Source organism: Actinopolymorpha sp. B17G11 (assembly GCF_040196095.1).
Lineage (GTDB): Bacteria > Actinomycetota > Actinomycetes > Propionibacteriales > Actinopolymorphaceae > Thermasporomyces.
The window spans coordinates 13,162-33,000 of sequence record NZ_JBEFTW010000031.1; the positions used below are offsets into that span (position 1 = coordinate 13,162).

The window sequence follows — 19,839 nt, forward strand, 5'->3', positions numbered from 1 at the left end:
ACTGCGGCCATGCCACCGGTGCAATGGAACCGGCCAGAAACAGCGGATCGGTGCCGTTCTGCTCGGACGCGGGAAGCGGCGGAAGCCCACGTCGCGGATTCAGCCGCCGTCGCGCTACTCCTAGGACGCGTGCCCGCGGGTAGGTGTGCCGGTGTGCACATCCAGGGGCCAGTTCAGCCGATGTTGGCGAAGAGTGTCGATCGCCTACCGGCGCCGCGTACGGGAGGGTGGGTTTATGAGCCGAAGCTGGACGGATATCGCGCGCAGGCCCACATTGACGACAACGGTGTCGTGCACATTTATACGCGGCGTGGCGTACTCCTTGATCAGGTATTTCCCGAGTTGACGGGTGCGGTCGTCGCGGGTCTTCCACCGGGCACAGTCGTCGACGGAGAGATCGTGCGCTGGGTGGGTGGTCGGCTGGATTTCGACGCGCTGCAACGGCGTTACGCCCAACGCGCCAGGTCCAGGGATCTCGCGGTGACCGATCCGGTGCATCTCGTCGTGTTCGACGTCCTGGAGACCGCGGCGGACGGGGACCTTCGACGCCGGCCGTTGACGGTGCGCCGGAAGGTGCTGGAGCGGCTGCTCGCGCGGGTGCCTTCCGGCTCCCATCTGTCACTGGGCATGCAGACCGACGATCCGGAGTTGGCGCAGCTCTGGTACGACGAACTACCCGCCTCCGGAGTCGAGGGGTTGATCATCAAGCCCGCGGACAGCCGCTACTCCGAACGCCGCGAATGGTTGAAGTACAAGGCGCACAGGACCACCGAGGCGATCGTCGGCGGCGTGACCGGCAGTATCGAACACCCAGAGGCGCTGCTGTTGGGTCGGTACGCCACGGAGGCCGGCGAGTTGCGCTACGTCGGGCGGACGACCCCACTCAGCCCCTCCGCCGCCGCGACCCTGGCGTCGCTCCTCACCTTGGCGGGCCCTGATCATCCCTGGCCGGAGGCCATGACAGTGACGTGGCGGGCTGGCCCGGTGCGTTACGTTCGCGTCGAACCCACCGAGGTGGTGGAGATCCTGGTCGACGTCGCCACGGATCAGGGCGGCCGGTGGCGGCACGCGGTGCGGTTCCTGCGGATACGCCCAGACTTGCGGCCGGAGGATCTGACACCCATCGACGCCGAGGCTTGATCCGCCGACACTCGAAGGACCCCCTCGACTGGTCGAACGCGACCGTCGTGAGCGGCGACGCCCTCGACGTCGTAGCCCGGCTCAAGGAGGAGTCCAAGGTGCCGTTGTGCTCGCACTGCAGCCTGTCGGTGTCGTGGGTGGTCACTGACGCTTCCGCTCAGACCAGCGCAGGACGCGGAGGGCGCGCAGGGTGTTCCATCGGCTCGGCCTGCCCTGGCCGTCGTCCATCTCGAAGTGCACGTCGCCGGGATGGGTGTTCTCCAGCAGCCATCGGCCGTCGGGGCGGCGCTTGGACTCCACGAGCGCGAGGGCTTCGGACATGCGGTCGTCGGGTGTGACGTCGGCGGCGCGCAGGTGGTCGAGGGCTCGGAGTACGTCGTAGAACCAGCGCGGCGGGAACGAGAACCGGGTCCACGACGGGTCGGTCACCTCACCGGTGGACAGCCGGCGGAGCAACCGGCGGTCGAGCAGGTACGCCTCCCCACGCTCGCGCGCCGCCGTCACCGCCGGCGAGCCTCCGGTGGCCCGCTCGTACTCCAGCAGCCCTTCGAGCACACAGATCGTGCTGTGGAACGAACCACGCGTCGACCCGTTCTCCTGTTCGCAGTTCCAGCCGCCATCGGCCATCTGCTCGTCGGCGAGCCGGTCGACGATGGCGCCGACATCCTCACCGAAGTAGGCGCCGATGGCCACGGTCCTGCCGTTGATGCACGGCTCCACCTCGCCTGAGAAGAACGGCTGACCGGCATGCTCCCAGCGGCTGTTCTCGCGGACCAGGGCCACAGCGCGGCGGGCCTGGGCGGTGGCCGGGTCGAGGCCGAAGTGGTACAGGAGCATCAAGGTCCAGGCGGTGGAGGTCCAGACGGGAAAGAGCGTTCCTCCGCCCCACTGACCGTTCGGTGCCTGCAGGGCCAGCAGTCGAGCGCCCCAGCCCTCGCCCGCCACCCGAGCCCGTTCGGCACCGACGTCCGCCTCGGACGCACCGGTCAGGTCGCGCATGACCTGCCACCGGAGTGCCGGGTCGGAGTCGAGCAGCCAGTCCTCCACAGTCATGTTCGCCCTCCTCCAGCGACCGCGACCCTCGACGGTCTTCGACTGCGCACGCTACGACCTGTTCCGGACGCTCCACTTCCGGATTCGACACCCGTGGAAGGGCGCGTCGACAGGTCCACCGAGTGCCTGGTACCGACCACCCCGGTGGGTTATGCCGCACCGTGACCAGGTTGGTCAAGGCCCAGGTCAGAGGCGGTTTCGCGGGTCCGTACGCCCACGTCGGACCATCGCGGAGTCGACCTTGTCCAGGTATGCTCATCGCGCCTCAGCCAGGGGCACAACGGGACGGGAGGCCGCTGTGCGGACTGTGACGGTGGACCAGGTGTCTGTCAGCTACGGCAGCCGGCCGCCGGTCCTGCAGGACGTCACACTGACCGCGGAGCCCGGACGCGTGGTCGCGATCAGTGGCCGCTCCGGCGCCGGCAAGACGACGTTGCTCTCGACCATGGCGGGACTCCTGCAACCGGCGAAGGGCACAGTCGCGGTCGACGGCGAGTCCCTGCGTGACCGCGACCACGCGGTGGCGCTGCGCCTCGTCCTCGTCCCGCAGGGCAACGGCCTTGCCACATTCCTCACCGCGGGGGAGAACCTCGAAGTGGCGTTGCTCGCCAACGGGATCGAGCCCTCCGAGGCCCGCCGGCTCACCGCCGAGTCGCTGGAACGGCTGGGCCTCGCGGGCCAGCGTGACCAGCTGGTCGAGGAACTCTCCGGCGGCCAGCAGCAGCGCACCGCGATCGCCCGCGGCCTTGCGCTGCGCGGCGACGTCCTCCTGGCCGACGAGGTGACCAGCGAACTGGACGCGGTTTCCCGCCAGACCGTTCTGGATCTGCTGCGCGCGGAGGCCGAACGTGGGGCGGCGGTCGTGTTCGCCACGCACGACCCGGAGGCCGCCGCCGTCTGCGACGCCGAACTCCACCTGGTCGACGGAAGGGCCGAGTTGGTCAGGGCCGAGCTCGACCCGGCGGCCCTGTCCGTCGTACGCGAGCGACAACCCGTCAACCAGCCTGCGGCCAGGTAGGGCACCTGCATGTGGGTGGTGTTGGGCAATGTCCTCGCGGCTCGCCGCAGGCAGGCTGTCATCGTCGCGCTGGTGGCGTTGCTGGCCTGCGCCGCCCTGGCGGCCGCGCCGTCGTACGCCGTCAGAGCCACCCAGCAGGCCGGGGTGTCGGCGGTGAACGGCGCCACCGTCGAGGAGCGGCTGATCTCGGTCACCTGGCTCGCCGGGTGGCGCGGCAGCGGCGACACCACGTCCGCGGTGGCGATCGACGGGGCGCGTGAACAGTTCAGACCGTCCGGCTTCACGTCGGTCGTCGGTGGCTCCGTCTCCGGTGAGCTGCTCCCCGGTGCGTCGGAGAAAGAGCCCGCCGAGGTGCACCTCGCTGTGCGCGAGGACGTCTGCGAGCACCTCGTGGTGGCCGGGGACTGCCCGACCAGGAAGGGCGACGTGGCCCTTCCGTCGACCCTCGCGGGCGAGCTCGCGCTCGAGGTGGGCGACCGGCTGCAGATCGAGGCGACGAACGACAAGCCATTCTCCGCACGGGTCTCGGGTATCTACCGGGTGATCGACCCGGGCGAGCCGTACTGGGGCGACGGCGACCTCATCAGCGGGGGCTCGGACACGTCGAGCGACCGGGCGACCGTCTTCACCGTACGTACGACCCTGCAGGGGCAGGAGCGGGTCACCTACACCTACGACCTGCTCGCCTCTCCCCGGGCGTTCGCCACCATGGACATGGAGAAGCTGGCGACCAGGCTCGACACCGGGCTGTCGCAGCTGCGCGAGGAGGGCTACTCCGCGAGCACGATGGAGCTGGACGGGTTGATCGACCGGATCGCCCGGGACCGGCGCAACGTCACCGCGGGGGTCGGCGTCGGCATCATCGTGCTGCTGTTGCTGACCTGGTTCGCCCTCGCCGTCGTGGTCCGCGAGGGCGGTGTCCAGATCCGCGGCGACGTCGGCTGGTGGCGACTTCGGGGAGCGCCGTCCGGTCGCGGTTGGATGCTGGTGCTGGGCCAGAGTGTGGTTCCCCTGCTGGCCGGCGCCGTGGTCGGTGCCGCCGTCGGGCTCGGCGTCGGCCAGGTCATGGCCGGGACGCTGGAGGGTGGCGCCGGCGGCACAGCGTTCCTCCTCTCGCTCCTTCTCGTCGGTCTCACGCTCGCCGGTGGCCTCGTGGCGGTGGTCGCGGCGCAGGTCGGCACCCTCTTCACGCCGGTGCGGGACCTGTTGCGGCGGATTCCGATGCGCCGGCCGCGGTGGCGCCGCTCCGTGGTCGACCTGGTGCTGATCGGGCTCGCCGCGTACGGCGTCGTGCAGGCCCTGGTGATCCAGCGCGACGTCGAAGGGCTGCCGCTGCTGGCGCCCGCACTCGCCGCCCTCGGTATCGCTCTCATCACCGCCTGGGCGGTGCCGCCCCTTGCCACCTGGCTGGCCGTCCGCGCCCGCCAGTCGGGCCGGCTGGCGGGGACGCTGATCGCGGCGTTGATGGCGCGTCGGCCGGAGACCCACCGGCTCTTCGCGCTGGTCGTGGTCGCGGTCGCGCTGGTGACGACGGCCTTCGTGGGTTGGGATACGAGCGCACGTACGCAGTGGCAGCGGGCCGCCCTCGAGGTCGGCGCCGACCGGGTGGTCACCGTTGCCGCCGATGACGTGGTGGAGCTGATGGAGGGTGTCCGGGCGGTGGACCCGGACGGCACCCAGGCGATGGCGGTGGTCGACCAGCCGGGCATCAGTTACGACCCGTCGATCCTCGCGGTGGACAGCAGCCGGTTGGGGGTGGTCGCCGGCTGGCGCGATGGGTACGGCGGCGACGTCCACCAGGTCGCCGCCGCCCTGCGCCCGGCCGAGCCGAAGCCGGTCGTGATCAGGGCGGACCAGTTCGGGCTCGAGGCGGCGGCCACCCACCCTGGCGGGTCCACCGTCGTACATCTGCGGATCCGGCTGCGGGCGCTGAAGACCGGTGAGCCGGTCGACGCGGTTGTGGGCCCTTTGAGGGACAAGCCCGAGACCTACGCCACGGAGGTCCCCGCGTGTGCCTCAGGATGCCGGCTGGTCGGTGTCCAGATCCTCGGGCCGGAGCGACCTGACGCCATCAGCGCGCGCTCCGACGATGCCGCCGCGGTCGGTCATGGCCCGCCGCGCGGCGGTACGCAGGTCGAGCTGTATCCGACGCCCGCGGGCTCGACCGGCGCGGAGTCGGCGACGACGTTGGCGCGACTGCTGTCCGAACCGACCCGGTGGCGGCCCGCGGTGGGTCCCCGGGACCTCGGACCGGCCATTGCCGCAGGCGAGGACGCCCTGCGCCTCACCGTGTCGCAGCCTCCCAAGGGCGTGCCGGTCGACCGCTCCGACTGGGCGTACGTCGCGGACACTCCCGCCCCCCTGCCGGTGGTCGTCGCGGGCTGGCGGCCCGATTCGACCGCGGAGGTACGCCTTCCTCCGCTGCCCGGGGCGTCCGTGCCGACCGAGGTCGTCCGTACGGCGTCTCTCGTGCCGCGGCACGGCAAGGTCGGTGCGCTGGTCGACCTCACCTACGCGGATCGGCTGGTGCCGTTCCCGCTCGTCGGCGGCAGTACCTCGCAGGTGTGGCTGTCCTCGACCGCACCGGCCTCGATCGTGGACGACCTGCGCGAGGTGGGACTGACGCCCCTGCGCGAGGAGTCGTTGTCCGATCGACTGAGCCAGCTGCATGCCCAGGGCAACGCGGTCAGCGGCCGGTTCCAGGCCGCGGTGGCGGTGGTCGGGCTGTTGCTCGCCGCCGGCGTGGTGCTGGTCGACGCGTCCCGGGACCGTCCGGTGCGGGCGGCAGAACTCGCCGCGCTGCGGGCACAGGGTGTCAACCTTCGCATCGTCCGCGCCGTGGGCTATGGCGGTCTCGCGGCGGTGGTGGCCACGGCGATCGTGGTCGGCGTCCTCGCCGGGCTCGCCGGTGCCGCGATCGGCCGGATCCTGTCGCCCGGTTTCGTCGACGGATGGGACATCCTTCCCACCGTCTCCCTCCATCCGTATCCGGTCGTGGCTGCCGCGGGCGCCACGGCCGCGGTGCTCGGTGCGGTTGTGTTCGCCGCCGGCGCCGCACTGGTCCGCCGGACCCGGGAGCGCTCGTGATAGGCCTCGTGTTCACGCAGCTCGCCGCCCGATGGGGCCAGGCGCTGACGCTGTTCGTCCTGTCGATGGCGGCCACCGTCGCGGCCGTGAGCGTCCCGGCCTTCGCGGTGGCGATCGACCGGGCCGCGGTCGACAACGAACTCGCCACCGCCGAGAACATCGAGCTCGTCGTGTCGCTGACGCCGGTGTCGGTGGACTCCTCGGATTCCGACGACGGGGCCGCGACGGCCGCCTCGGAGGACCTCGCCGCCTACGCGGACGCGCGGTCGAAGCTGGCCGGGTTCACCCCCGTCACGACCGGCCAGATCCAGGTGCAGGGGCTCGAACCGGGCCAGCCGACCAATGAGGCGTACAGCCTGCTCGCCAGGGACGGGTTCTGTCCGTACGTCACGTTCGCCGAGGGCCGCTGTCCGGTGGGCAACCGGGAGGCCGCCCTCCCCGCCGACCTCGCCCGCGAGTTCAAGCTCCACGCCGGCGACGGGGTCGTGCTCACACCGGTTCGGCGTACCCAGGACGGCCTGCAGCCGGACGGACCACCGGCCTCGATCACTCTCGTCGGGGTGTTCGAGCCGAAGGACGCCGCGGCACCGTACTGGGTCCTCCAGGACCCGCTGGGCAAGCTGGACACCCCCAAGCTCTTCACCAACCGGACCACGCTCCAGACACTCGTCCACGGACACGAGACGATCTGGGTCGACTCGGTCCTGCCGGCCGACCGGCTCACCCCGGAACGCGTCCCGCAGATCCGCCGCCAGCTTGATGCCGTCGAGGAGCGGCTCATGCAGGAGGACCCGTTCAGCGCCGGGCCGCTCACCACCCTGCCGCGGCTGCTGGATCGCATCGAGGGTCACGGCGAGAACGCCCGGGCGCTGCTCCCCATCGCCGCGGCGCCGCTGATCGCCCTGTGCTGGTTCGTCATTCACCTCGCCGTCGGCCACGGCATCTGGGGCCGGCGGCTGGAGATCGGCGCGGTGGTGCTGCGCGGGGCGAAGTGGCCGACGCGGGCCGCCACCGTCTCCGCGGAGAGCCTGCTTCCGCTACTCGCCGGTGTACCCGCGGGTCTGGCGCTCACGCCGCCGCTTGTCTGGCTGATCGCGCCGGGTGGAGGCGAACCCGTCCCGATCGACCGCGCCCAGCTGCTGGCCGCCGGACTGGCCGCCGCCGGGACGCTCGCGGCCGGCCTGCTCGCCCTGCGGCGGGAACTGGCCGGCCCGATCGGGTCGCTGCTGCGGCAGGTCCCGCCACGCTCCCGGCGACTCGCGGTGGCGGCGGTGGAGGTCCTCGCCATCGCTCTCGGCATCGTGGTCGTGGTCGAGCTGCGCTCGCTCGACGGCAACCTGGTCGGCGTCATGGTCGCCGCACCCGTCCTGATCATCCTCGCGGTGGCGATGCTGGCGTCGCTGGCGGTCAAGCCGCTCCTCGACCTCGCCGGTCGATGGTCGCTGCGGCGGGGCCGGATCGGTCCCGCGGTCGCGGCGTTCTATCTCGCCAGGCGGCCGGCGGGATCCGTACGGCTGCTCGTCGTTCTCGTCCTCGTCTTCGGGACGCTCGGGTTCGCCGCCACCGCGACCGACGTGGCCGCACAGGGTCGGCTCGCCGAGGCCCAGCAACTCCTCGGCGCGGCGCGGGTGCTGGAGCTGCAGCAGGTCGGCCGGCAGGACTTCCTGCGGGCGGTCCGCGCGGCCGACCCGGAGGGTACCCACGCGATGGCCGTGGTGCCCGCCCGCAGCACCACCGACGACGACCCGCCCGTGGTGGCCGTCGACTCCACCCGGCTCGCTCGCGTGGCGCTGTGGTCCGAGCACTACGGCGCGGTGGATCCTGCGAAGATCGCGGCGTCGCTGCGCCCTCCCGCGCCGGATCCCACCATGGTCGGCGACGGCGACCTCACCGCCGACCTGCGGCCGGATCCGTTCACGAAGGACGAGTCCCTGACCGTCACGGTCCGTCTCCTGTCGCCGTCAGGTGACCGGGAAGTCGCCACGTTCGGGCCGGTGACCGCGGACCAACGGGAGTACACCGACGAGATCGCCGGCTGCGAGGACGGCTGCCGGCTCACCGGCGTCACCGCCACCACCAACGACGAGGACGTACGACGGTTCGGCGTCACGCTCGGGTCCCTACGCCAGGACGGCCGTGATGTCCTGACGTCCCAGCAGCTCGCCGACGACAGCCGGTGGCGTGCCCCGGAGGGAGCGCTCGTCACCGAGCAGCTCTGGGCCAACGGCGCGGCCGACGGTCTGCTCCTGTCCCAGCCCGACCCCTGGCCCGACACGGAGTACGAGCTGCTGGCCGTCGACGTGCCGTACCCGCTGCCCGCCGTCACCGCCGGCCAGCTGCCCGGCAAGCTCCTGACGAACGTCGACAACCAGCCGGTCAGGTTCGACGCCAAGGCGAACCTCGACGGTCTCCCCGGCGTCGGCACGACCGGCGCCCTCGTCGATCTGGAGTACGCCGAGCGCCTCGCACGGGATCCCGGGCTGGCCGGGTACCCCCAGGTCTGGTTGACCGCGGACGCTCCTGCCTCGGTCGTCGACCGGCTCCGCGAGGAGGGCCTGGTCATCACCGGTGACCGGACGGTCGCCAGCATCCAGGCATCCATCGACAGGTCCGGGGCGGCGCTGGCGTTGCAGTCCTACCAGCTCGGTGCCGGCGTGACGGTACTGGTCGGGCTCGGCGCGCTGGCCCTGATCGTCGTGGTGGACCGGCGTACGTGGAGCCCGGGGATGCGCGCCCTGCGGGCGCAGGGGACGGCAGAACGGACGACGACCGGGGCGGCGCTGTGGTCGTACGGTGGCATCGTGGTGACCAGCGCGGTGACGGGCATGCTCGCCGCCGCCGGGGCATGGTTCGCCGCGGGTGAGCGGCTGCCCCTCGGTGTGGACGAGGCGCTGCTCACGGACTGGCCGCGATGGGCGCCTGTTGCGGTGGCGGAGCTGCTGGTCGTGGCCGTCCTCTTCGCCGGGGTAGCCGCCGGCGGCTGGTGGCAGCGGCACGTGATCAGACGACAGCAGGAGGTGGGCTGATGGGCCTGACGGTGGTGTGCCGGAGAGTGGTGCACATTTACCGGGTCGAGGGCTCGGACGTGGTGGCACTCTCCGGTGTCGACCTGTCGATCAGTTCGGGCGAGATGGTCGCGCTGGTCGGCCCGTCCGGGTCGGGCAAGTCCACCCTGATCTCGCTGCTGGCCGGGTTGATGCGGCCGGCGGCGGGCCGGATCGGTGTCGGCGGTTACGACATCGGCAAGCTGAGCGACGCGGAGCTGAACCGGCTGCGTGGTACCGAGATCGGCGTGGTGCTGCAGGGGGTCGGCCGCAACCTGCTGCCGTACGCAAGCCTGCACCGCAACATCTGGCTGGCGCAGCGACGGGCGGCTGGCACCCGCGGGATCGAGCTCGCGGAGGCCGACGAGATCCTCGACCTGGTGGGGCTCGCCGGTCTGGGCAAGGCGAAGCCGGCCGAGCTGACGGCCGGCCAGCAGCAGCGTGCGGCGTTGGCGGTGGGCATCGCCGCCGGACCGGGACTGCTGCTCGTCGACGAGCCGACCAGCCAACTCGACACGGCCGGCCGCGACGAGGTACTGGCCGCGCTGAAGGCGGTCAACGCCAAGCGGGACACGACCATCGTCGTCGTCACCCACGACCCGGAGGTCGGGTCCCAGCTCGGCCGGGTGGTGACCATCCGCGACGGCCGGGTCGGTGCGGAAGGACGCGACGGGCAGGACTTCGCGGTGGTCGCGGGCGACGGCACGGTCCAGTTGCCACCCGAGGTGCTCGGCGAGTTTCCGCCCGGCACGCTGTTCGTCGTGGACCATGACGACGACGGGTCGGTACGCCTGCAGTCCGAGCCCCAGTAGCCGTTCGTTCCAGCGTCCAGCCGTTCGCTGGTTCCCGCCGCTGGGCCGGCTAATCCGGTGGCCTCTCGCGGCCTGCGTACGCGAGGATCTTCGGGATGAAGCTGGTGGTCACCTTCCTGCCTGGGCTGGCTTCCTTCGTACGTTCGGAGTTGGGGGAGCTCGGCGACGTGACCCGGGTGCGGGAGGCGGACGGGCGCTCTGAGATCTCCTTCACCTACGGCGGATCGCCGCGACGGCTGTTCGGTCTGCGGACGGTCCTGGCCGCGTACCTCGTGCTCTGCTTTCCGGTCCCGCGGCCGCGGTCGCTGCTGAGTTCGGAGTACCTTCCGGCGATCGCCGATGCCGTCGCGCGGGTCCGGTCACTGAATCGGTCGCTGCCCCCGCGCGGCATCCGGATCGGTGCCGCCGGCGCCGACTCGGCGGTGTTCGCAAGGATCGCGCGCGAGCTGGAGTCGCTGACCGGACTGCCGCGCGACCAGGACGAGGGAAACTGCCATCTGAGGTTCCGTCCGTCGTGGGCGAGGGGCGGATGGGAGGTTCTGGTCCGCCTCAGCACCCGGCCACTTTCGCTGCGCGAGTGGCGTACGGCGCCCTACCCCGGTGGCCTGAACGCGACGATCGCGGCGGCGATGGTGCGGTGGACGCGGCCAGATCCGCGGGACCGTTTCCTCAACCTGATGTGCGGATCCGGGACCCTCCTTGTCGAGAGGTTGCTGGTGGCTCCCGTGCGACGCGCTGTTGGCGTCGACCACAGCGATGAGGCGATCGCCGCGTCTGTCGAGAACCTGCGTTCTGCCGGCCTGGCGGGGCGCGCGGAACTGATCTCCAGCGACATTCGGGTCGGTGAGTCCCTTGACGGTGTCGGGACGTTCGACCTGCTGGTCGCCGACCCGCCCTGGGGCGACAAGCATGGATCGCATCGGGAGAATCGCGAACTCTACAACGCGTTGCTGCGTCGCTCTACGGAGCTTGCGACGGAGCGGGCGACGATGATCGTGGCGACGCAGGAGTTGCGGCTGATGGACGCACTTGTGTCAGCGAGCCCGGACTGGCGTGGTGACGAACGCATCCAGGTGTTCGCCAAAGGCCACCGTCCGTGCCTCTATCTGCTGAGGCGCACCCCCTGATGACGTCGGGCCGCGAGTGGGCTGATCGCTTCGTTGCGGGGCTGTACGAGGTGGTCGTGCTCGGGGACGGCGGTGCCGCCGTTGGTCGGTGCTACACGCCGTCGGTGGAGTTCGGTGCGTACGTGCCAGGGGAGGTCGTTCACGCCCATTCGCGCGACGGGGCGCTTGCCGTCCTAGAACGCTGGCACGGGCAGCCGGGGGAGCTGCTGCACAGGTCGTCCCGCGTCTTCTCCGACCAGGCGGGCTCGGTCGTCGGCGTGGTGGCGGACCTGGAGTGGCGCGTTCCCTCCGCTGCGGATCAGCGCGCTCAGCGGACCGTGCATCGACGTACGCACTATCTCCATGTGGGCGAGGAAGGCGTCCATCGCCACCTGGTGGTCTCGGACCATCCGCGGTCTGAGCAGCGGCGTCCCGAGGGCGAGCCCGGCCCGGTGTTGCGTGGGTTGTATGGGTCAGCCGTCAAACGCGACGCTGCCGAGCCGGGCGCCAGCGGAACGCCGATCGAGCGAGTGGAGACCTCGGGCGGGGAGACCTTCTTCGTCAAGTGGTGCGTACCTGGTCAGGACTGGCAGGGCCGACTGACCGGGGACACCGGCCGCGAGGCAGCGCTGTGGACACAGGGGTGGCTCGATCGACTACCGGACGGCCTCTCGCATCCGATCGTTGCCGCCGAACCGTTCGGGGCCGACATGTGGGTCACCATCTCGCGTGACCTGACGCCGTACCTGCTGCGCGGTCGCCGCCTTTCGCTGGCGGAGATGCGCGGCTATGTCTCTGCCCTCGATGCGATGTACGCCGCGTTCAAGGGCAGCGGAGTTCCCGACTGCCTTGCCAGCCTCGAGCAGCGGTGGGCGCTCCTGTGGCCGTCGGCGGTGGAGCGGGAGTACAACCAACCCGACCAGTTCGTCAAGGAAGTCGCCCGAGGATGGGGTCTGCTGGACCAGGTGGTCCCCTCCGATGTCGTCGACGTCGTACGCGGAATCGTCGCCGATCCGGTTCGTGTCACCGGTGGGCTGGAGCCAGCATTCCTGCACGGGGACGCGATTCCCGCGAACGCCGCGATTGTCGGGTCGGAGCTGGTGTTGTTCGACTGGAGTCTGGCCACGGCCGGCCCACCCGAGGCCGAAGCGGCATGGCTTGCCAACTTCGCGCAGTTCTATGCATTCGGTACCGACGAACTCCTTGGGTTGTGGCGTTCCCTTCGGGATGGCCGGCACGACGAGCGGGCGCTCGGGCTGTGCCTTCTCGGTCAGGCGTCCGGTCTGGTACCGGCGCTGACCTGTTCGGCGGTCGACTTCCCTGATCCGGTTCACCGCCGATTCTCCCGCGGCAAGCTCGACTGGTGGTGTGAAACGGTCCGCCGCTACGCCCACCTGCTCTGACGGTGTGCGCGCTGCAGTGTCGTGTCCTGCGGACAGTCGTCGATGTGGTCGTGGTGTCGGCCGGTCATCGAGCGGAGTGCCGCCACCGGTGCCCGGTTCCTGGTCCGGCCATGTCGGATATTCACCACGCCAAAGCCTTGAGATTGGAAAAATTAAGATCTAGGGTGCTCATAACTTAAAAAATCTGAGATCACGATTAACCCGACTCATTGGCGGAGGTGAGGCGAGAGTGGACTGGCAGGATCTGACCAACCTGACGCGCGGCCAGGCGTTCGTGGTCGAGCGGGTACGCCTGGCGAGCGGAGTCGCGATCGAGGGCGAGTTCGAGTTGCCACAGCTCGCCGCGCTGGGCGCCGAGGACCAGGTGTTCGTCACCGCGTTCGTCCGGTGCCACGGCTCGATCAAGGAGATGGAGCGGATCTTCGGGGTCAGCTACCCGACGATCAAGTCCCGGCTGAACCGGATCGCCAGCGGTCTTGACTTCGTTGACACCGACCCGGCTCCGTCCAAAGCCGACGTCCTCGACCGGCTGCGGCGTGGCGAGATCAGCGCACAGGACGCGGTGGAAGAGCTGGAGGCGTCCCGATGATGCCGCAGCTGGTGACCGTGAGATTCCGTCGCCGACAGGGCGGTTGGGTGCGGTTCTGGGTACCGATCCTGCCCGTGGCCCTGGTGTTCTCGCCGGTGCTGCTCCTCGCCGCAGTGGCGGGGACTGTCGCCTGCCTGGTCTACCGGATCAGCCCGACTCGGGCGTTCGGCGTCGGCTGGCGGCTGCTGTATGCCCTCGGCGGAACTCGGATCGAGATCGAGCAGGCCCGTATGGGACTGCTCCTCCACTTCAGATAGCCCACTGACGACACCTCACGACGTTGACGCTCACCACATCAAGACAGCCCCACCCATACCAAAATGCGGAGGAAAGGCGACCATGAACGACCGCAAGCAGATTCTGCAGATGCTGGCCGAAGGGCAGATCACCGCGGACGAGGCCGAGCAGCTGATCGCCGCGCTGGAGCGGGACCGGCCCGTCCAGCGATCAACGGCAGTGGAGCCGGGCGCGAAACGTCGGCCGAAGTTCCTGCGGGTCCTGGTGGAGAACACGCCGGACCACGGCAACGGGCCCGGCCGGGTCAACGTGCGCATCCCGCTGCAACTGCTGCGGGCAGGGGTCCAGCTCACCACCCTGATTCCGCCGCAGGCACTCGGTCAGGTCAACGAGGAGATGCACAACTCAGGGATGCCGATCGACCTGAGCCGGCTCAAGCCGGAACACATCGAAGACCTGATCGAGCAGCTCGACGAGGTGACGGTCGACGTGGACCAGCCCGATGCCAAGGTCCGGGTGTTCTGCGAATAGCACCGCGCCCCGGCCGAACCTCTGCATCACCTCAGTTCCATGATCTGTGGCGTAGCGGGCCACGAGAACGCTCCTGTGACGTGGCCGGCGCCGGTCAGTGGCGGCGGCCACGCTGGGCAGTAGAGTGCGGCGGGCTATTCACGTCGACGGGAGCATGCATGCCGCGATACCAACGCGTCCTCATCAAGCTCAGCGGTCAGGCCGTTGCCGGGCCCCATCAGTCTGGCTTCGACGCGGGCGCACTCGACCACCTTGCCCGCGAGGTCCTGCAGGCGCGCGACATCGGTATCCAGGTCGGGATCGTCGTCGGCGGCGGCAACGTCTTCCGCGGAAGCTCGGCTGAGGAGTGGGGTATCGACCGAGTGGAGGCGGACAATATCGGCATGCTCGCCACAGTGATCAACGCGATCCTGTTGCGCGGCAAGCTGACGGCCCTGGGCGAGCACGACATTCGTGTCATGACGGCGATTCCGATCAGCTCGGTCGCCGAACCGTTCATCAGACTTCGGGCGATGAGCCACCTCGACAAGGGCAAGATCGTCATCATCGCCGGGGGGATCGGTCAGCCGTTCGTCACCACCGACTACCCCGCGGTGCAGCGGGCAGCCGAGATCGGCGCGGAGGCGATCCTGGTGGCGAAGCACGGGGCGGACGGTGTCTTCGACAGTGACCCGGCGGGGAATCCCTCGGCGCGGCGCTACCGGTCCATCACCTATGACGACGTGCTTCGGCAGGGGTTGCGCGTGATGGACCAGGCCGCGTTCATCCTGGCCCGGGACCAGAAGCTGCCGCTGCATGTGTTCGACATCGACCGCACGGGCGTGATGGCGGGAATCTGCCGCGGCGAAGCGCACGGCACCCACATCGCCAGCGACGTCTCCACCAGCTGGTCCTGAGGTGCCGCATCGCGGTCGTTGCCGAGGTCACGGGTCGCAGGTGGCGGACGGCGCCTCAGGCGCCGCCGCGGTTCGGTCGTACGTATGCGGATCGAACACGGTCGCACAGCAAGCCGGGTAGCCGAGGTCGAGCACGGGGTAGGGGACTGTCGATGGGGCCTGCGATCGGATCGAGAACCCGGTTCGGATCGACAGGGCCGGCTCACGGCGTATGACCATGCGGCGGACGCAGCACGACCTTGCCCTGCATCGGATCACTCGCGGCTGAGCCGGTCGGCTTCCAGGAGGCCGGCGCGACAGGCGAGAGCGTCGCCAGACCTCCAGGGGTGGCCCCGGTGAGTGGATCAACCAGGGGAGGGACTCGCCGACGATGACCGCCCGCAGGAAGGTACGTCACACAGGTACGCACGGGACTCCACGGCGCAAGGTCTGGATCGCCACCGCCGCTCTTCTTTCGACAGTTGTCATCGGGTTCGCGCTCGCCGACTGGTTCGGGTTCGCCGTACCTTCAGGCCAGGTCGTCGCTCCGAACGCCGACCTTTCCGACCGGCCCACCGCCCAGTTGGCCCAGAGGGGTACGAACGACCAGAAGGCAACGGAGAACGGGGCGAACCCGCGCGCCAAGGACCGAGGTCCGTTCCCGGTGGAGGCCACCGGCAGCGCCACGCCATCGGCGACAGCAACACCGCAGCACCCACAGACGACGAGGCCGAGGCCGCCGGTCAGGATTGTCGAGAAGGGCTCGGGTAACTTCGCCGTCGCCCTGGGACGTTCCGGACGCAACGGCATCGGCAAGCTGATCCGCTACCAGGTCGATGTCGAGCGGGACCTGCCGTTTCCTCCGGTCAAGGTCGGTCAGGCGGTACACGACACGTTGAGTGATCACCGTGGCTGGGCATACGGCGGCTGGGCCTCATTCGAGCGGGTCGACAGTGGACCGGTCGATCTGCACATCCTGCTCGCGACACCGATGACGGCTGATCGGTTGTGCAGGGAGGCCGAAAGTGACGACCACCTGACCTGTCGCGTGAAGGATCGCATCGTGATCGATGCGCGAGCATGGGCAGCCCCGGCCGAGACGTTCGGCGCGGATCTCGACAACTTCCACGACTACGTCCTCAACCACGCGATCGGTCACCTGCTTGGCAAAAGTCATGGGGCATGCGCGGGCGGCGGAGTGCCCGCGCCGGTGATGATGCCGCAGAGCGAGGCCATCGGCGAGTGCCGACCCAATGCGTGGCCCCTGGCGTCAGAACTCGAGCGGCCCGCGAGCACCGCACCGGTCGAGGAGTAAATCCTCGCTGTTGCACAGGATGGCGGAAAGCTCAGCGGCAGGGATGTTCGAGGGGCCAGTGATTCAGCGAGCTGGCCCCTGAAAGCGCTCCGGTCGGCGCCAGTCGTCCAGGCGGGTGCGCAGATCGCGCTTGACCTCCGGTGGTGCCGCTGACCCTTCGATACTGTGGCCCGCCAGGGTGGCGAGCTGGTCGTCGGACAGGCCGAGCAGGTCACGACAGATGGCGTACTGCCCGGCCAGTCCGACCCCGAACAGCAGGGGATCGTCGCTGCCGAGCGCCACCGGCACGTCGGCGGCGAGCAACCGCTGGACCGGCACCTCGTCGAGTGCGTGGACGCCGAACGGCGGGTACGACGTGGGGCAGACCTCCAGCGTCACGCGCCGTTCGGCCAACAAGGCGAGGGTCTCGGGGTCGCCCACCGCGGACGTGCCGTGGCCGATCCGCGCCGCGTCGAGCAGGTGGACGCACTCGCGGACATGAGGAGCGGCGGTGTAGAAGCCCGAGTGCGGGCTGGCGAGGAGCCCCGCGTCCGCGACCAGGCGGAAGGCGGGTACGAAAGCGGCCACCTCACCGTGCCGCTCGTCGTTGGACAGTCCGAACGCCACCACGCCCGCATCGGCGTACGCAGCTGCCAACCGGGCAAGGCGTTCGGCATGGTCGGGTGATCTGGCCCAGCTCGACGCCACCATGACTCCTACCGGGATCGGCGCCGAGGCGGCTGCGGTGAGCACCGCTTCGAGGGCCGCGCGGACCCCTCCCATCGTCTCCGCGTAGGACGTCGGGTCGACCTGGAGCTCCAGCCAGCCGCACCCGTCCGCGGCGTCGTCGGCGGCGGCCTCGGCGACCACGCGACCGATGTCGTCGGGAGTACGGATCACCGCCCGCGCGGCGTCGTACAGCTGCTGGAACTCCGCCCAGTCCTTGACGCCGCGCCCGTCGTGCGCCGGTGCCGGGACGCCGTAGCGGGCGGCGAGCTCCCGCAGTGTCGCCGGTCGCATCGCTCCGGCCAGGTGCAGGTGCAGGTGTGCCTTCGGCAGCGAGGTGAGGTCGCGACCGGCTCCATCTGGTCGATGTACTGGCGCTCGATGCGCCCGAGCCGACGTGTCCCCCACGCCGAACAGTCTCTCATCGCGTGGGGCGAGGAACGGACCGCACGTTCAGAGGCGTCGGGTCGGCTGGCCACGTGGCTGTTGCTGGAGTACGGGAATCAGGAAGCGGATGCGGGTGTCGAGCTCGGCCGCCGTCCGGCGAAAGGCCGGGTATCCCGTACCGCCGGGGTCGGAAGCCGTTGCGGCGTTGGGATCGGGAATACTCCAGTGCACGAACCTGGGATGGTAGGCAAAGTCGGGGCACACCTCCCGTGCCCGGTCGCACAGGCTGATCACGTAGTCGAACCGTTCACTGGTGAAGGCGTCCACGTGCCGTGGCCGATGGTCGGACAGGTCGACGTCGTACTCCCGTAACGCGCGTACGGCATGGGGGCTCAGGGGCTTGGGATGGCTGCCGGCGCTCGTGGTCTCGACCTTGCCGTGCGTCCGGTGGCGAAGGAGCGCCGCGGCCATCGGGGACCGGGCCGTGTTTCCGGTGCAGAGGAACAACACCCTGACCCGGCGGCTTGACGCGCGCCGCGGTGGGGCGGGAGAAGGAGCGTGGGCGAGCCCTGGGTGCAGGGCCGCGCCGGTCCCTGCGAGGAGCTCGGCGCACCTGGCCAGGTCGAGGTGGTAGTAGATGTCGCGACCGTCGGCGCTGCTGCGGCGCGTGGTGACCAGCCCGGCGGAACGCAGCTTGCCCAGATGGTAGGAGACGAGGTTCTGCGGCTCGTCGATCTCGGTCACGAGCTCTCGAACCCGCCGATCACTCTGTGCCAGCTCCCGCAGGAGCCGCCACCTCAGCTCGTGGCCGGCCAGTTGGACGAACGGCGGCGGCGCCACATCCGGGTCAGACACCATGGACCGATGATACATCAATGTGGTTTGATAGAAGCTCTCTGTCGCGAATGGGAGAAGGGTCATGACTGAGACCGCCACCGTGCGCTACATCGTCCATGACGTCTCGGCCGCCGTCGACTTCTACGTGAACAAGCTCGGGTTCACCGTCCAGGCCCATCCGGCACCCGGCTTCGCGATTCTCGCGCACGGTGCTCTGCGGCTGGCCCTGTCCCAACCGGGCGGGGAGGGCGGCGGTGGCCAGGCCATGCCCGACGGGCGCGTACCGGAACCAGGCGGCTGGAACCGCATCACCGTCCAGGTCCCAGATCTCGAAGCCGAGGTCGAGCGCCTCACCGCTGCCGGCACGTCGTTCCGCAACACCATCGTCACCGGGCGCGGAGGCAAGCAGATTCTCCTCGACGATCCCTCTGGCAATCCGGTCGAGATCTTCGAGTCCTTCCGCTGATGACGCAGCTGCGGCGACGGCTCGGCGTCGGCGACGCCGTGGTGATCGGTCTCGGGTCGGTGATCGGCGCCGGCATCTTCGCCGCGCTCGCACCGGCGGCCCATGCGGCGGGCTCCGGGTTGCTGGTCGGCCTGGCGGTCGCCGCGGTGGTCGCGTACTGCAACGCCACGTCATCGGCGCGCCTGGCCGCCCGCTATCCGGCCTCCGGTGGTACGTACGTCTACGGCCGCGAACGGCTCGGCGACTTCTGGGGTTACCTCGCCGGCTGGAGTTTCGTGGTCGGCAAGACGGCCTCGTGTGCGGCGATGGCGCTGACCGTCGGGCTGTACGCATGGCCGTCGCAGGCGCACGCGGTCGCGGTCGCGGTGGTGGTGGCGTTGACGGCCGTGAACTACGTCGGCGTGGAGAAGTCCGCCTGGCTGGCAAGGGCGATCGTCGCCGTGGTCCTCGCCGTACTCGCCGCCGTCGTCGTTTCCTGCTTCACTTCCGGCGCGGCCGAACCGGCGCGGTTGGACGTCGGAGCGGACGCTTCGGTCGGCGGCGTGTTGCAGGCGGCGGGCCTGCTGTTCTTCGCATTCGCGGGATACGCGCGCATCGCCACCCTGGGGGAAGAGGTCCGCGATCCTGAACGCACGATTCCCCGGGCGATCCCGCTCGCGCTCGGCATCACGTTGGTGGTCTATGCGGCGGTCGCCGTCGGCGTGTTGAGCGTGCTGGGAAGTAGAGGCCTGGGCGAGGCGGTGGCACCGCTGGCCGACGCGGTACGTGCGGCCGGCCTTCCGGAGTTGGCCCCCGTGGTGCGGGTAGGTGCCGGGGTGGCGGCTCTGGGGTCACTGCTCGCCCTGCTGCTGGGCGTGTCGCGGACGACGCTGGCGATGGCACGCGACCGGCACCTGCCACCTGCGCTGGCCGCGGTCCATCCTCGGTTCAGGGTTCCGCACCGTGCGGAGCTGGTCGTGGGCGCGGTCGTTGCGGTCCTGGCGGCGACGGTGGACGTGCGGGCCGCCATCGGGTTCTCGTCGTTCGGCGTCCTTGTCTACTACGCGATCGCCAACGCCAGCGCGTGGACTCTGGGGCCCGACGAGGGCCGGCCGCCGCGCCCCATCCCTGTGCTCGGCGCGATCGGCTGCGTGGTCCTGGCGTTCGCGCTGCCACTGTCGTCGGTGATCACAGGGGCGGCGGTACTGGTCGTCGGCGTCGCGGTCTACGCCCTGCGCCGTGCTGTGTGATCACG

General features: G+C 70.1%; 17 protein-coding genes. 14 read left to right on the forward strand and 3 right to left on the reverse strand.

The window, feature by feature from the left end:
- The first annotated feature begins 180 nt into the window (after positions 1-180).
- A complete protein-coding gene (locus ABN028_RS26270; protein ID WP_349330488.1) occupies positions 181-1,140 on the forward strand; it encodes an ATP-dependent DNA ligase in 960 nt (319 codons plus the stop codon).
- A gap of 141 nt (positions 1,141-1,281) precedes the next feature.
- On the opposite strand, the gene ABN028_RS26275 is transcribed toward ABN028_RS26270, so the two are convergent.
- Complete coding sequence (locus ABN028_RS26275) at positions 1,282-2,193, reverse strand: hypothetical protein (protein WP_349698469.1); 912 nt, start codon at positions 2,191-2,193, stop codon at positions 1,282-1,284.
- Between the two features lie 298 nt (positions 2,194-2,491).
- On the opposite strand from ABN028_RS26275, the gene ABN028_RS26280 reads away from it, so the two are divergent.
- The 11 genes from ABN028_RS26280 (at position 2,492) to ABN028_RS26330 (ending at position 16,210) form a co-directional block, all read left to right on the forward strand.
- Positions 2,492-3,211, forward strand: coding sequence for an ATP-binding cassette domain-containing protein (locus tag ABN028_RS26280; RefSeq protein ID WP_349330490.1), 720 nt, complete (start codon positions 2,492-2,494; stop codon positions 3,209-3,211).
- Positions 3,212-3,220: 9 nt separating this feature from the next.
- Entirely contained in the window at positions 3,221-6,298 is a 3,078-nt protein-coding gene (locus ABN028_RS26285) for a hypothetical protein (protein WP_349698470.1), read from the forward strand.
- A gap of 8 nt (positions 6,299-6,306) precedes the next feature.
- The gene (locus tag ABN028_RS26290) at positions 6,307-9,324 is read left to right on the forward strand and encodes a hypothetical protein (protein WP_349698471.1); all 3,018 of its coding nucleotides are present in this window, start codon (positions 6,307-6,309) and stop codon (positions 9,322-9,324) included.
- On the forward strand, positions 9,324-10,154 hold the full coding sequence (locus ABN028_RS26295; protein WP_349330493.1) for an ABC transporter ATP-binding protein: 831 nt from the start codon (positions 9,324-9,326) through the stop codon (positions 10,152-10,154). Before ABN028_RS26290 ends, ABN028_RS26295 begins: the two co-directional genes overlap by 1 nt.
- Before the next feature lie 95 nt (positions 10,155-10,249).
- Positions 10,250-11,281: an RsmD family RNA methyltransferase gene (locus ABN028_RS26300; protein WP_349698472.1), complete on the forward strand. Its 1,032-nt coding sequence runs from the start codon at positions 10,250-10,252 to the stop codon at positions 11,279-11,281.
- Positions 11,281-12,663, forward strand: a complete 1,383-nt coding sequence (locus tag ABN028_RS26305) for a phosphotransferase (RefSeq protein ID WP_349698473.1) — start codon at positions 11,281-11,283, stop codon at positions 12,661-12,663. Before ABN028_RS26300 ends, ABN028_RS26305 begins: the two co-directional genes overlap by 1 nt.
- Positions 12,664-12,892: 229 nt before the next feature.
- Positions 12,893-13,252 (forward strand): DUF2089 domain-containing protein, encoded by a 360-nt coding sequence (locus ABN028_RS26310; protein WP_349330496.1) that lies wholly within the window; start codon positions 12,893-12,895, stop codon positions 13,250-13,252.
- Positions 13,249-13,509 (forward strand): hypothetical protein, encoded by a 261-nt coding sequence (locus tag ABN028_RS26315; RefSeq protein ID WP_349330497.1) that lies wholly within the window; start codon positions 13,249-13,251, stop codon positions 13,507-13,509. The genes ABN028_RS26310 and ABN028_RS26315 overlap by 4 nt, the downstream gene beginning before the upstream one ends.
- Before the next feature lie 82 nt (positions 13,510-13,591).
- Positions 13,592-14,020, forward strand: coding sequence for an SHOCT-like domain-containing protein (locus ABN028_RS26320; RefSeq protein ID WP_349330498.1), 429 nt, complete (start codon positions 13,592-13,594; stop codon positions 14,018-14,020).
- A 158-nt stretch (positions 14,021-14,178) separates the two neighbouring features.
- On the forward strand, positions 14,179-14,916 hold the full coding sequence (gene pyrH / locus ABN028_RS26325) for a UMP kinase (protein ID WP_349694113.1): 738 nt from the start codon (positions 14,179-14,181) through the stop codon (positions 14,914-14,916).
- 370 nt (positions 14,917-15,286) lie between these two features.
- The gene (locus tag ABN028_RS26330) at positions 15,287-16,210 is read left to right on the forward strand and encodes a DUF3152 domain-containing protein (protein ID WP_349330500.1); all 924 of its coding nucleotides are present in this window, start codon (positions 15,287-15,289) and stop codon (positions 16,208-16,210) included.
- Positions 16,211-16,273: 63 nt separating this feature from the next.
- Here the strand turns inward: ABN028_RS26330 and add are convergent, their stop codons facing one another.
- Both add and ABN028_RS26340 read right to left on the reverse strand, forming a co-directional pair.
- Positions 16,274-17,323: an adenosine deaminase gene (gene add / locus ABN028_RS26335; protein WP_349698474.1), complete on the reverse strand. Its 1,050-nt coding sequence runs from the start codon at positions 17,321-17,323 to the stop codon at positions 16,274-16,276.
- A gap of 45 nt (positions 17,324-17,368) precedes the next feature.
- The gene (locus tag ABN028_RS26340; protein WP_349330502.1) at positions 17,369-18,160 is read right to left on the reverse strand and encodes an arsenate reductase/protein-tyrosine-phosphatase family protein; all 792 of its coding nucleotides are present in this window, start codon (positions 18,158-18,160) and stop codon (positions 17,369-17,371) included.
- 61 nt (positions 18,161-18,221) lie between these two features.
- Between ABN028_RS26340 and ABN028_RS26345 the strand changes: the two genes are divergently transcribed.
- Together ABN028_RS26345 and ABN028_RS26350 are read left to right on the forward strand one after the other, a co-directional pair.
- The gene (locus ABN028_RS26345) at positions 18,222-18,605 is read left to right on the forward strand and encodes a VOC family protein (protein ID WP_349330503.1); all 384 of its coding nucleotides are present in this window, start codon (positions 18,222-18,224) and stop codon (positions 18,603-18,605) included.
- Positions 18,605-19,834 carry an APC family permease gene (locus ABN028_RS26350; RefSeq protein WP_349698475.1) on the forward strand — a complete coding sequence of 410 codons (1,230 nt, stop codon included), beginning with the start codon at positions 18,605-18,607 and terminating at the stop codon, positions 19,832-19,834. The genes ABN028_RS26345 and ABN028_RS26350 overlap by 1 nt, the downstream gene beginning before the upstream one ends.
- Positions 19,835-19,839: the final 5 nt, after the last annotated feature.

Coding starts and splice junctions, on each gene's coding strand:
- ABN028_RS26330 (WP_349330500.1), top strand. CDS start 15,287: ATGACCGCCCGCAGGAAGGTACGTCACACAGGTACGCACGGGACTCCA.
- ABN028_RS26295 (WP_349330493.1), top strand. CDS start 9,324: ATGGGCCTGACGGTGGTGTGCCGGAGAGTGGTGCACATTTACCGGGTC.
- pyrH (WP_349694113.1), top strand. CDS start 14,179: ATGCCGCGATACCAACGCGTCCTCATCAAGCTCAGCGGTCAGGCCGTT.
- ABN028_RS26305 (WP_349698473.1), top strand. CDS start 11,281: ATGACGTCGGGCCGCGAGTGGGCTGATCGCTTCGTTGCGGGGCTGTAC.
- ABN028_RS26275 (WP_349698469.1), bottom strand. CDS start 2,193: ATGACTGTGGAGGACTGGCTGCTCGACTCCGACCCGGCACTCCGGTGG.
- ABN028_RS26270 (WP_349330488.1), top strand. CDS start 181: ATGTTGGCGAAGAGTGTCGATCGCCTACCGGCGCCGCGTACGGGAGGG.
- ABN028_RS26350 (WP_349698475.1), top strand. CDS start 18,605: ATGACGCAGCTGCGGCGACGGCTCGGCGTCGGCGACGCCGTGGTGATC.
- ABN028_RS26320 (WP_349330498.1), top strand. CDS start 13,592: ATGAACGACCGCAAGCAGATTCTGCAGATGCTGGCCGAAGGGCAGATC.
- ABN028_RS26345 (WP_349330503.1), top strand. CDS start 18,222: ATGACTGAGACCGCCACCGTGCGCTACATCGTCCATGACGTCTCGGCC.
- ABN028_RS26300 (WP_349698472.1), top strand. CDS start 10,250: ATGAAGCTGGTGGTCACCTTCCTGCCTGGGCTGGCTTCCTTCGTACGT.
- ABN028_RS26285 (WP_349698470.1), top strand. CDS start 3,221: ATGTGGGTGGTGTTGGGCAATGTCCTCGCGGCTCGCCGCAGGCAGGCT.
- ABN028_RS26340 (WP_349330502.1), bottom strand. CDS start 18,160: ATGGTGTCTGACCCGGATGTGGCGCCGCCGCCGTTCGTCCAACTGGCC.
- ABN028_RS26315 (WP_349330497.1), top strand. CDS start 13,249: ATGATGCCGCAGCTGGTGACCGTGAGATTCCGTCGCCGACAGGGCGGT.